Annotated in this window: 10 protein-coding genes and 1 pseudogene; 8 read left to right on the top strand and 3 right to left on the bottom strand. The window is 59.9% G+C overall.

Annotation, left to right across the window (positions count from 1 at the left end; all coding sequences use genetic code 11):
- Positions 1-200 precede the first annotated feature (200 nt).
- Positions 201-578 carry a winged helix-turn-helix transcriptional regulator gene (locus tag BJ6T_RS11700; RefSeq protein ID WP_014492565.1) on the bottom strand — a complete coding sequence of 126 codons (378 nt, stop codon included), beginning with the start codon at positions 576-578 and terminating at the stop codon, positions 201-203.
- Positions 579-659: 81 nt separating this feature from the next.
- Between BJ6T_RS11700 and BJ6T_RS11705 the strand changes: the two genes are divergently transcribed.
- The 3 genes from BJ6T_RS11705 (at position 660) to BJ6T_RS11715 (ending at position 3,661) form a co-directional block, all read left to right on the top strand.
- Positions 660-1,838, top strand: a complete 1,179-nt coding sequence (locus tag BJ6T_RS11705) for an alkene reductase (RefSeq protein ID WP_014492566.1) — start codon at positions 660-662, stop codon at positions 1,836-1,838.
- A 105-nt stretch (positions 1,839-1,943) separates the two neighbouring features.
- Positions 1,944-2,516, top strand: coding sequence for an OsmC family protein (locus BJ6T_RS11710; protein ID WP_014492567.1), 573 nt, complete (start codon positions 1,944-1,946; stop codon positions 2,514-2,516).
- Positions 2,517-2,725: 209 nt separating this feature from the next.
- Positions 2,726-3,661, top strand: coding sequence for an adenylate/guanylate cyclase domain-containing protein (locus tag BJ6T_RS11715; protein WP_052264127.1), 936 nt, complete (start codon positions 2,726-2,728; stop codon positions 3,659-3,661).
- Positions 3,662-3,817: 156 nt separating this feature from the next.
- Here BJ6T_RS11715 and BJ6T_RS11720 read toward each other — a convergent pair whose 3' ends face one another.
- Both BJ6T_RS11720 and BJ6T_RS43235 read right to left on the bottom strand, forming a co-directional pair.
- Positions 3,818-4,990 (bottom strand): MFS transporter, encoded by a 1,173-nt coding sequence (locus tag BJ6T_RS11720; protein ID WP_014492569.1) that lies wholly within the window; start codon positions 4,988-4,990, stop codon positions 3,818-3,820.
- A 50-nt stretch (positions 4,991-5,040) separates the two neighbouring features.
- On the bottom strand, positions 5,041-6,066 hold the full coding sequence (locus tag BJ6T_RS43235; RefSeq protein WP_014492570.1) for an RES family NAD+ phosphorylase: 1,026 nt from the start codon (positions 6,064-6,066) through the stop codon (positions 5,041-5,043).
- Positions 6,067-6,472: 406 nt separating this feature from the next.
- On the opposite strand from BJ6T_RS43235, the gene BJ6T_RS11730 reads away from it, so the two are divergent.
- The 5 genes and pseudogenes from BJ6T_RS11730 to BJ6T_RS11750 all read left to right on the top strand — a co-directional run bounded on the left by BJ6T_RS11730 (position 6,473) and on the right by BJ6T_RS11750 (position 13,032).
- Positions 6,473-9,043: an ATP-binding protein gene (locus BJ6T_RS11730; RefSeq protein WP_014492571.1), complete on the top strand. Its 2,571-nt coding sequence runs from the start codon at positions 6,473-6,475 to the stop codon at positions 9,041-9,043.
- Between the two features lie 421 nt (positions 9,044-9,464).
- The gene (locus tag BJ6T_RS11735; protein ID WP_028170249.1) at positions 9,465-10,811 is read left to right on the top strand and encodes an ABC transporter substrate-binding protein; all 1,347 of its coding nucleotides are present in this window, start codon (positions 9,465-9,467) and stop codon (positions 10,809-10,811) included.
- 103 nt (positions 10,812-10,914) lie between these two features.
- Entirely contained in the window at positions 10,915-11,874 is a 960-nt protein-coding gene (locus tag BJ6T_RS11740) for a carbohydrate ABC transporter permease (protein ID WP_014492573.1), read from the top strand.
- Positions 11,871-12,824: a carbohydrate ABC transporter permease gene (locus BJ6T_RS11745; RefSeq protein ID WP_014492574.1), complete on the top strand. Its 954-nt coding sequence runs from the start codon at positions 11,871-11,873 to the stop codon at positions 12,822-12,824. The genes BJ6T_RS11740 and BJ6T_RS11745 overlap by 4 nt, the downstream gene beginning before the upstream one ends.
- A 20-nt stretch (positions 12,825-12,844) precedes the next feature.
- Positions 12,845-13,032 (top strand): annotated as a pseudogene (locus BJ6T_RS11750) (hypothetical protein).
- Positions 13,033-13,036: the final 4 nt, after the last annotated feature.

Raw genomic sequence — 13,036 nt, forward strand, 5'->3', positions numbered from 1 at the left:
TGCGTCCTCAGGCATAATGAGGCCGGGTGCCGTTGGCTCTGATGTTGGCCCATCAGCGAAGTGGCGACACCTGGTCGGGCGCAGTGCCGAGCGAATGGCGGACCAACTGATTGGCATCGGCCCAACCCGGCTGCCGCGCAGGGCTTCGTCTCACGTATTGAGGGATGCGCCTGAACTCTCGGACAGCGACCCATCAAGCGTCAGGTCGTACGACCTCGAACGACAGCATCGCATGGCACAAGCCGATCGACTTCATCGAGCTCCTTGGCATGATGGGCGCCCCACGCGCGAAGGGAATCCAGCACCGGCCGCAGGCTTTCGCCGAGCGGGGTGAGCAGGTACTCGATCCCCTGACGATGCCCGGCGCTGGACTGTCGGCTCACCATTCCATGTTCTTCGAGCGCTCGCAGTTGCTCTAGCAACACCTTCTGCGAGATGCCGACAATGCGCATCTCGAGCGCGCAGGTGCGTTGCGGGCCATCCAGCAGCACATCGAGGATCACCGCCTTCCAGCGTCCCGAAAAGACGCCCAGCGCGCGCTCGACCGGCAAGCCCGGTAGTCTCTTGATGATCTTCATCCGACGCTGACCAAAGGGTGTGTGGATCGGAATGACTACCGAAGAATAGCCTTCGGCAGAAATCAGCTCGAAGGATCACCTATGGCCGACTTGTTCGAATCTCAACTGCTTGGCGGCACTGTTCCGCTGAGGAACCGCATCGTCATGCCACCCATGACTCGCACGCGCACGTCCGAGGGCGTCCTCCCGACCGATGGTGACCTCCCGAATGCGCTGATGGCGACCTATTACGGCCAGCGGGCCAGTGCCGGCCTGATCATTGCCGAGGCTACCGACGTGGATCAGTCCAGCCATGGTTACGCGAGGACACCCGGAATCCACTCGGAAGCCCAAATGCAGGGCTGGCGTCTGGTGACCGATGAGGTTCACCGTCGTGGCGGCGCGATCTTCCAGCAGTTATGGCACGTCGGCAGGATGGCCCATTCCTCGATGCTGCCGAACGGCCAGGCCCCGGTGGGCGCGACCGAACAACGGGCGGAGGGCTCGTCGGTGTTTGCCCACGGAGCGGACGGCCGGTTGGGTTATATGCCTACGGAGACGCCGAGGCCCCTCAGCACGGATGAGGTGTCGGCCATGGTGGACACGTTCGCCAAAGCCGCCGCCAATGCACGGAAGGTCGGATTCGATGGTGTCGAGCTGCATGCGGCCAACGGCTATCTGTTCGAGCAGTTCATGAACTCGGTGCTCAATACGCGCACCGACCGCTACGGCGGAGGCAGCATGGAAGATCGTACGCGCCTCCTGATGGAAGTCGTCGAAGCCGTGGTGGCTGAATTCGGTCCAGGGCGCGTTGGCGTTCGCCTGTCTCCGTTCGGCAAGTACGGCTCCATGCCGACGGACCCTCTTGTCGAGGAAACGTTTCTGTACCTTGCCGAGCAACTGGGGCGCCGCGGCGTGGCATACATCCATCTGCTCTACGAGCTGATGCCCGACGGAAACATGGAGACGGCGGAGTTCAAGCCTCGATACCTCGACCACGCTCTGCTTGCCAAGGCTCGGGCAGTGTTTCCCGGCGTCTTCATTTGGTGTGGCGGCTTCAATGACCGCGAGCGCGCCCAGGCTTCGCTCGACACCGGGTTAGTCGACCTGATCGCCTTCGGCCGACGATATATCGCAAACCCGGACCTTGTTGAGCGTCTCAAGCACGGTTGGCCGTTGGCCGTGGCGGACCGATCAACTTATTACACCCGACGCGGCGAGGTGGGTTACACGGACTTCCCTGCATATCGATCGGTAGCTCTGCACGCGGTGGCAGACTGACCGGGACGGAGGGACGAGCAGCAGGCCAGCGCATCCACAGGCGCTCGCGACGCTGCAAAAGTCCAAATGCGAAATCTAACCCAATCCCAAGCAAAGGAGCCCCAAGTGGGTGCATCAACGAAGCCTGCCGACCCCACCATCGTCAACGGCATCAATCTCGACGACCTCTTTGCGCTAATCGACGACGTCAAGCGCGAGCCGGCCAAAGGCAAGACGAACTGGCATGTCATTACGACCTGGCAGGGCCAGACGCGGAGCCGCGCAGAAGTTGAGGGTTACGGGCTCGGCGGAGAGCAGGTGTCACGCCGGTTCTCGATCGACATCGACGAGCCCCGCGAACTCGGCGGATCGAACAATTTCGCCAATCCGCAGGAGTATCTGATTGCGGCGCTCAACGCCTGCATGACCGTCGGATACGTGGCGCAGTGCGCGGTGCGTGGAATCACCCTCGAAAGCTTGTCGATCGAGACCGATGGCGACATCGATCTTCGTGGCTTCCTCGGGGTCGATCCTGCCGTGCCGCCCGGCTACGAGACCCTCAGCTATACCGTCCGGATCAAAGGCCGTGGCACAAAAGAGCAATTCGCTGAGGTCCATGAGGCGGTGATGGCGACCTCGCCCAATTTCTACAATTTATCCCGGGCTGTGGCTCTGGAACCTGTCTTGATCGTCGAGTGATTGCACGATGGCGCACATCCCCGACGAAGTCCGTCAATTGACGCCCCGACCTAGGCAACGTTGATGTAGGGCATTGAGCCTCACGAACGATTTGATCGCGGGAGTTTTCAACTCACTCGGAAGCGAGCTTGTAGGCAGCACAGATGTTCTATTCGGCGCGCCCACACTCCCTCGGTCCAGCGATTGTGCTGGCAGCTTGCATCTTCCTCATGGACACGCTGTCGTCTCTTCAATTTGCTGTGGCCTCTCTGTACGTGGCTGTCATTTTGATCAGCGCATACGATCTTCAATGCCGTGGCATCATTTTGACCGGGATTTGGTGCGCGGCGCTGACCGCGCTTAGCTATGTGCTTACACACGGATTCACGGTAACTGGCACAGCGCCGTTGAGATCTTTAATAAGCTACGTATCGATCACGATCACGGTAGTCTTGGTGATCAGGAATCGTTCGGCAAACGAGCGCCTTGCGGAAGTCAAACGAGAGCGCACAAACCTCGCGCGTTTCTTCTCCCCAAAAATTGTTGAACAGCTTGTTCAGATCGACGTGCCCCTTTCTGTCGCGCGCCGCCAGAAAGCAGCGGTGCTATTCGCCGACGTCGTGGGATTTACAGCACATGCATCGGGCAAGACGCCTGACGAAGTCATTAAGCTGCTGCGCGATTTGTTAGGCTTGCTCAGCGAGGCCGTCTTTATGTGCGAGGGCTCGATAGATAAGTTCCTCGGGGACGGTCTCATGGCCGTGTTCGGCCCGCCGATTGCCAGCAAGCAAGATGCAACAAACGCAGCGCTCTGTGCACTGCAGATCCATGAGCGCCTTGGCCGTTGGAATGAAAAACATGCTGACAACCCCGATATGGCCATTCGCGTTGCCGTCGGTATCCACTGCGGCGAGGTTGTACAGGGCGATGTTGGCACCGATAAACGGCTTGAATTCACGGTGGTCGGCGACGCGGTGAACATCGCCAGCCGTGTCGAAGCTTACTGCCGGGTTCTTGATGCGACGGTGCTCGTCACTGGCGATTTTATGCGGTGTCTTCTTGCGGAGGGTAGCTTCGACCTCGCCAAAGCTTTCACGAGTGAAGGCAAGCATCGGCTTCGAGGCTACAAAGAGCCCATTCAACTCTACAGTTTAAAAGCAGGTTGAGCCTTCGTACGTCCGAGCATGGATTGCACGGCTCCGAGATCAGTCAAATCCGGTGTGTGATAGTGGGGTGGATGGTTGCTTGAGGACAGGGGCGCCTGTTTGAATACGATCAAGCGCGGCGACCAGAAGACGCCGCTCCAGCCGATATCCAACGTCTCAACTTCGGGGTGGGGAGGCGCGGCCGCTAGCCAGCACCGACAGCAGTGTGGCCACGCCGAACGCCGCCGCCACCCAGCCGAGCCGATCCACTCCGCCATGGGCGATGACCAGCGCGCCAATGGCCGCGCCTGTAGCGCTGCCGAGATAAGTGGCCGACGAGTTCAGCGACAGACTGACCGCGGCCAGAGCTGGGCTTAGCGCGACCAGCCGCGCCTGCTGTGCCGTCATCAGGCCCCAGCTGGCCAAGCCCCAGAGCAGAATGGCTGGTAACATAACGAGCATGGCTCGCGCAGGCTCGAGCGCCGCGCCCAGCGAGAGGACAAGATAAGCCAACACGGTAAGGCCACCGCCCGCGATCACGGCATGGTCCGCACCCCAGTGGTCCGCCGCGGTGCCACCGAGCCGGGTACCGGCCGCGCTGGCGACTCCGAAGCCGAATAACACCAGAGCCAGGCCCTGAGGTCTGATCCCGGCGACATCTGCGAGGAAGACGCCCAGATACGTATAAAGCGTGAAGGTCGCAGAGACCGTCAGCACGCTGGTCGCCAGGATCGCCATCGTGTCGGGGCGCTTGGCTAGTGCCAAACGCTCTCCGAGACCCGCAGTGGAAACGGGCGGCTGACTCGGCATTCCCACGAGAATCCCGAGCAGCGAGAGTGTCGCCAGCCCTGCGACGCTGAGAAAGGTCGCGCGCCAGCCGAAGCTTTCTCCGACCAGCACTCCGAGCGGCACGCCGGCGATGATTGCCAAGGTCAGCCCGTTGGTGACCGTTGATAAGGCCCGACCCCGCCGCTCCGGTCCACCCAGTGCGGCTGCATATCCGCTGGCGGCCGGCATGAAGCTGGCGGCAGACAGGGCCAGCAGCAACCGAGCTATCAGCAACTCGGCGTAGCTCGGTGCCAATGCGGCGAGCAGATTCGCAATGCTGAACCCTGCCATGGCGATGGCGAGCAAGCGCCGCCGTTCCAGTCCGGCGGTCAGCATGGCTATCGTGGGAGCGCCTATGGCGTAAACGAGGGAGAAGGTGGTGACCAGGTGGCCGATGGCGGGCAGGGTGACATCCAGGTCTCGCGCCAAGTGTGGCAACAGTCCGGCAATCATGAAGCCTTCGGTTCCGATCGCGAATGCGCCGAGTGTCAACCAGAGCAGTGAGCTTAGCGATCCAGGCACACCGAGCCCTCGTACATTGGAACGTGTGTTCTACGATCGCCTCGATCCGCCTAGATATCGATGCTGCCGTGCTTTTCCTGACGCCGTCGTTTCACCGCGAATTTGTCCGTGGCGAATTCCACGCTCCTTACGTGATGCACCCGCACGCTTTCGGGCATGATGCGTAAACTATAGTCGCGCCAATCAGCATCGCGAGGGGCAACCGGCGCAACTTTCGCGGTCGCAACGGCGGGGCATGCCGGCTCTTGCTCGTTGTCATCAACGTCCCCCTGAGTTAACGGAACTTTCTCAAGCACCTCGTAGTCGTCCACCCAGCCATCTTCTGCCCAACGGCCCGTGCTCGCGCTGATCTCTGCCCCCTCTGGCACGTTCATGGGCTCAATACGGGCCGCCCCGTAAAAAAGGACGATATTAAAAGCGTCTCCGACCGCCTGTACTGATGGAAAGATGATGCCATCAATAGGCGCCGAGGCCTCCGTCGCAAGAAAATGGGCCATGGCTTCCGTTGCGAGATACTCAGACCCATCGTCATCGGGTATTGCCGGCCGCGTGAGACGTGACCTTAGCGACCTCAGAAAAACGGCGCCCTCCATCCTCCCAGCCAGCCCGCAATCAGCAAGGCCCTCAGTGATGCGGACGTCACCGAGGGCGGTCACGTCGAGCAGCCGAAGAGTTCTGATGATCTCGAGTTGAGCCACCGCGATCCGACTGCCAACAGGTGGCCGTACCTCGGCTACAGCCACTTTCTGATTGTTTGCACCGTAGAAAGCCAAGATACCGCGCGCATTCATTCGACCGGCCGCCGCTGAGGGCGCCAGCGGTGAGCCGAAGTGGATGTCTGGCCTGGCGAGGGCTGCTTTTAGCTTCTCGTCAGATTGAAAGACCCGGGCGCGATAAAGGCTAGGGAAATCCGTTCCAGGGCCAGCATCGAAGATGAGCGGGTGGCCTTCGCGCGTTTTCAGTTCGCCTATGCAATCGAAGAATGATGCGAGATTTTCCGCTGCTGTCGGGCTGAATAAGCGCGCCTCGGCTTTGAGTAAATTTGCCAAGCTGCGCCATCCCGTACCTAGAGTCATTCGTGTTCTCCTGAGAAGCACCGCGCCTTGGCTGAGCAAAGACGGCTGACGTGATCACGCCCACCGCTTTGGAACCTCGTGCCACGGGTCGAAGTTGGATCTGCCTTTGGTCATGACGGATAGATGCGCGATGCGCGCTCCTGAAACAGTACCAAGATTGTTGATTCCGGCTGTACCACCCGCGCGATGGCACGGCGCTCGCGAGTAGGGCGGATTGCTGGGCCGAAGCGGCAATATGCGTCTTTGAAAGCAGGTGCCGGATGAAGCTTACGCGGTCGCGCAGGTTCAACGAGCGGTAACTTGTGGTTCTCACGATCGTGATTGGAGTGATGAACGCCTATGAGCGTATGGCGATTGGCAATCGAAATGCACAGCAAACTCCGGGACCATTTGAATTCGGCAGAGAATGACCATCTTGTCGCGCCTGTTGGCGCTTGTCGCAGTCGCGTTATTGCCCGCTATCTCGCTTCAGGCGTACAACGAGGTTAACCTTCGACGCGCGCGCCAAGTGGACGTACAGAATCAGGCGCTCGGTCTCGCTAAGCTCGCCGCCGAACAGCAGCAACAGATCGTTCAGGGCATTCGGCAGGTCCTGATTGCGCTGTCCGAACTTCCTGCAATAAAGGCGAGGGATAGCAAAGCGTGCAACGCGGCACTGGCGGGGATGAAGTCCCGGTTTCCGGCTTTCCTTACTTTCGTCGCTACCGATCTGAATGGTCAGCCCTTTTGCGATACAAATAACGATCGCAAGCCGGTGAATGTCTCCGGGCGGGCCTACTTTGCGGATGCGTTGAGTACGGGCGCGTTTACGGTGGGGCAATTCTCGATCGGTCTGTCCGTCGATCGGAAACTCATTCAGTTTGCGCTGCCCTTCTACGGAGATGATGGCCAGCCAGGGGGCGTCATCATTGCGCCTCTCGGCCTCGACTGGTTAGCGGACTACATCGCGCGCGCGGGTGTTCCGGCGGGAGACGCGCTGGCCATCACCGATCGCAACGGCACCTACCTTGCCCGCTATCCGGACAATGACCGATTTGTCGGTAAGAAATTGGTCCGCGCCGGTGATGCGAGGCAGTATGGCGACGGTCTCGCTGCCGACCTGGTTGATGTCGACGGCGTCGAGAGGATCGTGGGTTTCTCGGCTCTCGGGCCCGATTCTGGGGGACTGCGCGTCAGCTTCGGCCTCGACAAGGCGAACGCCTTTGCCGAGATCCAGAGCCGGACCCGACACGACATCTTCCTCATCGCCCTCAGCGCCATGATGGTGCTGGGCCTGACCCTGCTCGGCGCCCGGCAATTCATCCATCGGCCGCTCGGACTATTAGTTGACGCCGCGAACCGATGGCGCCTCGGCGACTATGCTCGTCGTGTGAACATCCGCGGCAGTTCTGAAATCGCGGGCGTAGCCGGCGCCTTCAACACCATGGCCGATGCGCTGGATCGCCGCGAGCAGGAATTGTCCGATGCAAAAGAGAAGGCCGAGGACGCCGCGGCCCGGCTTACGATGCTCTTCGAAAGCACAACCGACAGCGTCGTGATCGTCGACCGCGATTGGCGGATCAGCTTCTTCAACCAGAGGGCCTGGTCTCAGATCGCTCAGGGGCGTGATCTGATTGGAATGCACCTGCAGGCGTCGCTTCTGGATGCCCCCGATACCGGAATCGTCGAGCAGCTTCGGGAAGTCATGTCGGACCGCCGTCCGGTTTCGTTCGAAGCGCACTGTCCTCGTCGTGCCGCTTGGTATGCGATCAACGCGTTTCCTTCTGGCGAAGGGATCGCGATCTTCTTTCGAGACGTCACCGAGCAAAAGCATGCCGTGGAGGCACGCCAGCGCATCGAGGAGCAGCTTCATCAGAGTCAGAAGATGGAGTCCGTCGGACAGCTCACGGGCGGTGTTGCCCATGACTTCAACAACCTGCTTGCCGTCGTTTCGGGAAACCTTGATCTGATCGAGCGGGCGGCAAATGACGGCAAGATCCGGCGCTTCGCCGCGACTGCGCGGCGTGCCGCCGACCGGGGGGCGAAGCTCACCGCACAGCTCCTCGCTTTCTCTCGACGGCAAAAGCTCAACCCTAAACTGATCAGTGCCAACGAGCTGATCTCCAACTTCCAGGGGCTCGTCCGTCAGGCGGTCGGCGCAGAATGCGAGGTCAGGCTGAAGATCGACGAGCGATTGTGGCTCTGTCGGGTGGATCCATCCCTGCTGGAGACTGCCCTTCTCAATCTAGCGCTGAACGGTCGCGATGCGATGCCGGGCGGCGGAGTGCTCGAGATCGAGGCGCGGAACGTCGTTCTGGATGGGGAAGCCGTCGCTGAATGTCCGGCCGGATCATATGTGAGGCTGTCCGTCTCGGATACGGGGCATGGGATGTCTCCCGAGGTGCGAGACCGGATTTTCGAGCCCTTCTTCACTACCAAGGAAGTTGGCAAGGGCACTGGCCTCGGTCTCAGCATGGTGTACGGCTTTGTCCGGCAATCCGGTGGCTATATTTCAGTCGAAAGCGCCCCTAACGCCGGCACCACGATCTCACTGTACCTGCCGAGAGCCAATCAGGAGGCTCGCGACGAGGTGGAAACCGAGCAGACCCGAACTATGCCGGGAGGCTCCGAGCGAATTCTTTTGGTCGAGGACAATGAAGATCTGTTGGAAGTCGTGTCTGCAATGCTGACGAGCTTTGGCTATCGGATTCGCCTTGCTCACAACGGTACCGAAGCCATCCGAATTCTCGACAGCGATCAGGGGTTCGATCTTCTGTTCAGCGATGTCGTCATGCCGAATGGTCCTAATGGCGTCGAGCTTGCTCGCGAAGCAAAGCGGCGGAACAGCAGGATCAAGATATTACTGACGTCGGGCTACGTGGGAGACGTGCTCGCGCGTCACGGGGCGACAGACGAGTTCCCGATCATTCACAAGCCCTTTGGCGTGTCCGAACTCGCTCAACGTCTGCATTCTCTTCTTCAGAAAGAAGATAGTTAGGCAGGCACGAAGCCAGACGGCATCGCCGTCCATAGCGACAATGCGTATTCGTCTCTAGAGCCGGCCATCTCACGGTTCTTTGCGGATCAGGTCGAGGCAGCCGTGCTCGAACGCAAAGTCCCTCACTTAACTTAAGGTGGCGCAGATCGCATAGTCTGTACCGGCCGAGCGCATGGTTGCTGCCTCAATTTCGCGAGGGGCATCATGACCGAGACTTAAGAGCGTGCTTGCAATGTTTAGTATATAGTGTTTCACTAAACAAATCGAGCTTGGCTGAATCCCTAAGAATCCAGGCAGGCGCGAGGAAACGTCCGTTTAGTCGTTCAGCCCGTGAAGGACTGTATCGCTCTGCTCGAAGCATTCGAGCGGGTTGGAGAGTCGTGCCATGTCGATGGCCGGCCCCACTGAGAGGGAAAGCGTTATGAAACAGACAGTGAAGGCGCTTCTTACTACGTCCGGGGTTCTCGCATCCGTGCTCGGTGTCGGAGTGGGGATCACGCCTGCGCATGCGCAGGCCAAGACCATCACCCTGTGCTGGGCCGCGTGGGATCCTGCCAACGCCCTGGTCGAACTGTCGAAGGATTTCACCGCCAAGACCGGCGTCGGCATGAAGTTCGAGTTCGTGCCGTGGACCAACTATGCGGACCGCTTCCTGAACGAGCTCAATTCGCATGGCTCGCTGTGCGATCTCATCATCGGGGACTCGCAATGGATCGGGGGCGCCGCCGAGAACGGTCAGTACGTCAAGCTCAACGATTTCTTCGCAAAGGAAGGAATCAGCATGGACGACTACATGCCGGCGACAGTGGTCGGCTATTCCGAGTGGCCAAAGAACAGCCCGAACTATTGGGCGCTGCCCGCCATGGGTGACGCGGTGGGCTGGACCTATCGCAAAGACTGGTTTGCGCGGCCTGAGATCCAGGCGGATTTCAAGGCCAAGTACGGCCGCGATCTCGCCGTGCCGAAGACGCTCGATGAACTGCGCGACATCGCAAAATTCTTCCAGGGCCGCGAGATCGACGGCAAGAAGGTCTATGGCGCTTCGATCTATACCGAGCGGGGCTCGGAAGGCATCACCATGGGCGTGTCGAACTACCTCTATGATTACGGCTTCCAGTATCAGGATCCGAAGAAGCCGTATTCAATGGACGGGTTCGTCAACTCACCCGGCGCCGTGAAGGGGCTCGAGGCCTACAAGGAGCTCTACAAGTGCTGTACGCCCCCCGGCGCATCCAACTCCTACATGTCCGAAGGGCTTGATGCGTTCAAGTCGGGGCAAGTCGCGCTGCAGATGAACTTCTTCGCCTTCTTCCCGGGCCTCTACAAGGATCCGAACGTCGGTGGGGACAAGATCGGCTTCTTCAGCAATCCCGCCGGCCCCGCGACCCGGGCGACGCAGCTCGGCGGGCAGGGCATCTCGGTCGTTTCTTATTCCAAGAACCAGCCCGAGGCGCTGCAATATATCAAATGGTTCTCCGGTGGAGATGTGCAGAAGAAGTGGTGGGCGCTGGGCGGCTATTCCTGCGCCAAGTCAGTGTTGAACGATCCGGGCTTCCCGAACAGCGCGCCGTTTGCCGGCGAGTTTTTGAAGTCGATGGGAATGGTCGTCGACTTCTGGGCCGAGCCTTCCTATGCCCAACTCCTGCAAGCCGAACAGAAGCGCGTGCATGACTACGTGGTGGCGGACAAGGGCACCGCGCAGGAAGCGCTCGATGGCCTGGTAAAGGACTGGAAGGCGATTTTCAAAGAAGAAGGCAAGAAGTTCTAGGGCAAACGCCTGGGGCGCACGTCGAGCGCGCTCCAGGCTCTCTTCGGTAGAACCCGCAGGCGTCGCATAGTCGACAATCGCGACGCCAGGATTGACCAGGGCCATGAACGATTTGAGTACCTCGTCGCAGATCACCTACCGGGCCGTCCCGATCCGACCAGGCGTGATACGTCGTATCCGCGGCCTTTCGGACCAGGCGCTCGCATGGCTCTTCATCACACCGACGATCGTGCTGCTGCTGGCGATCAATATCTTCCCGCTGGTATGGACGATCTACCTGTCATTTACCAATTACCGCGCCAATCGGCCGAACGCGCCGACGCTATGGCTAGGGACCGATTGGTACCAGTCGATCCTGACCGATCCGGATATCTGGGCGGCAATGCAGGTCACGGCGCATTTCGTGGTTTGGACCGTGCTGATCGAGACTGTGCTCGGATTCGGCCTTGCGTTCCTGATCGACAAGAAATTCCGTGGCCATGGCCTGTGGACCACGATCATTCTGTTGCCGATGATGCTCTCACCAGCGGTTGTCGGCAATTTCTGGACCTTCCTCTATCAGCCGCAGATCGGGCTGTTCAACTACGTGGTCGCCTTCTTCACGGGGCGCGGCGCTTCGTCGTTCCAGATGCTGGGAGACGTGACCCTCAGCCCGTGGGCCATCGTCATCGTCGACGCCTGGATGTGGACGCCTTACGTGATGCTGATTTGCCTGGCGGGGCTGCGGTCGATCCCGGATTACATTTATGAGGCAGCGGAGGTCGACCGCGCGTCGAATTGGCGGCAGTTCTGGTCGATCACCCTGCCGATGGCTCTGCCGTTCATCATGCTCGCGGTGCTCTTTCGCGGGATCGAGAATTTCAAGATGTTCGACATGGTCAACCTCCTGACCGGAGGAGGGCCGGGCTCGACCACCGAAGTCGCTTCGATCACACTGAAGCGCGCCGCCTTTGAGAGTTGGCGAACCGGCTATTCCTCGGCCTTTGCGATCATTCTGTTCGTGACAGTGTTTGGCCTTGCCAACATCTACGTCAAGGCGCTGAACCGGGTGAAAAGCCGATGAGCGTCTCAAATGCAGCCCACTCAGTCGTCGAACCGTCGACCGGCACTCGCCGCTTTGCCGGCCTGCTCGTCATACTCTATGCCATCATCACGATGGTGCCGCTGGTATGGATCGTACTCACCTCGTTCAAGTCGCCTGACGATGCGATCTCCTATCCGCCGAAGGTCTACTTCAAGCCCTCTCTTGAAGGCTATTGTAACGTCTTCACAACGCGCTCGCGCCAGACCCAGGAGTTTATCCAGACGCTGGGGCCGCCGCAGGGGCTTTGTGACAACATCGCGCGCAGCCGCAACATGGTTGTCGCCGGGCCGTCTAACTACGTGCCTCGCTTCATCAACTCGCTGATTATCGCCTTTGGCTCGACGGTGCTTGCCGTCGCGCTCGGTACGCTCTCGGCTTATGGTTTTTCGCGCTTCCGCGTGCCTCTCAAGGACGACCTCCTGTTCTTCATTCTGTCGACCAGAATGATGCCGCCAATCGCGGTCGCGATCCCGATCTACCTGATGTACCGGACCGTCGGGCTATCGGATACCCGTCTCGGGATGATCCTGCTCTACACTTCGGTGAACGTCTCGCTCGCTGTCTGGCTACTCAAGGGCTTCATCGACGAAATCCCGCGCGAATACGAAGAAGCAGCAATGATCGATGGCTATACGCGCTTGCAGGCATTCGTGAAGGTGGTTCTCCCGCAGGCAACGACGGGGATCGCGGCGACGGCGATTTTCTGCCTGATTTTTGCCTGGAACGAATACGCCTTTGCCGTGCTTCTGACCTCTGGCAACGCTCAGACCGCGCCCCCATTCATTCCGATCATTATCGGCGAAGGCGGCCAGGATTGGCCGGCCGTAGCCGCCGGTACGACGATCTTTCTTGTGCCGATCGTCGTGTTCACAGTGCTGCTCCGCAAGCATCTTCTGCGCGGCATTACCTTTGGGGCCGTCCGCAAATGAACCTTGATGTGAACACGTCAATGCCGCGCGCCAGCCTGACGAGCAGAATGTTGCGGCGCGGTCCGCTAGAGGCCATCGCGACGGCGATCATTGCCGCGGGCGTGGTCATGCTGATGCAGCCGTTTTTCTGACGCTGTATTCCTGGTCTTTCGCGGTCACTCTCTTTGGGACGGTGATGTTCACAATCGTCTCGAAGGTCCGGGAGTAGCGCT

The sequence above is a fragment of the Bradyrhizobium japonicum USDA 6 genome (assembly GCF_000284375.1).
In the GTDB taxonomy this organism is placed as follows: Bacteria; Pseudomonadota; Alphaproteobacteria; order Rhizobiales; family Xanthobacteraceae; genus Bradyrhizobium; species Bradyrhizobium japonicum.

Excerpts from the sequence above, each read along its gene's own strand:
- BJ6T_RS11700 (WP_014492565.1), bottom strand. The coding sequence starts at position 578 with ATGAAGATCATCAAGAGACTACCGGGCTTGCCGGTCGAGCGCGCGCTG.
- BJ6T_RS11705 (WP_014492566.1), top strand. The coding sequence starts at position 660 with ATGGCCGACTTGTTCGAATCTCAACTGCTTGGCGGCACTGTTCCGCTG.
- BJ6T_RS11715 (WP_052264127.1), top strand. The coding sequence starts at position 2,726 with ATGGACACGCTGTCGTCTCTTCAATTTGCTGTGGCCTCTCTGTACGTG.
- BJ6T_RS43235 (WP_014492570.1), bottom strand. The coding sequence starts at position 6,066 with ATGACTCTAGGTACGGGATGGCGCAGCTTGGCAAATTTACTCAAAGCC.
- BJ6T_RS11730 (WP_014492571.1), top strand. The coding sequence starts at position 6,473 with ATGACCATCTTGTCGCGCCTGTTGGCGCTTGTCGCAGTCGCGTTATTG.
- BJ6T_RS11735 (WP_028170249.1), top strand. The coding sequence starts at position 9,465 with ATGAAACAGACAGTGAAGGCGCTTCTTACTACGTCCGGGGTTCTCGCA.
- BJ6T_RS11740 (WP_014492573.1), top strand. The coding sequence starts at position 10,915 with ATGAACGATTTGAGTACCTCGTCGCAGATCACCTACCGGGCCGTCCCG.
- BJ6T_RS11745 (WP_014492574.1), top strand. The coding sequence starts at position 11,871 with ATGAGCGTCTCAAATGCAGCCCACTCAGTCGTCGAACCGTCGACCGGC.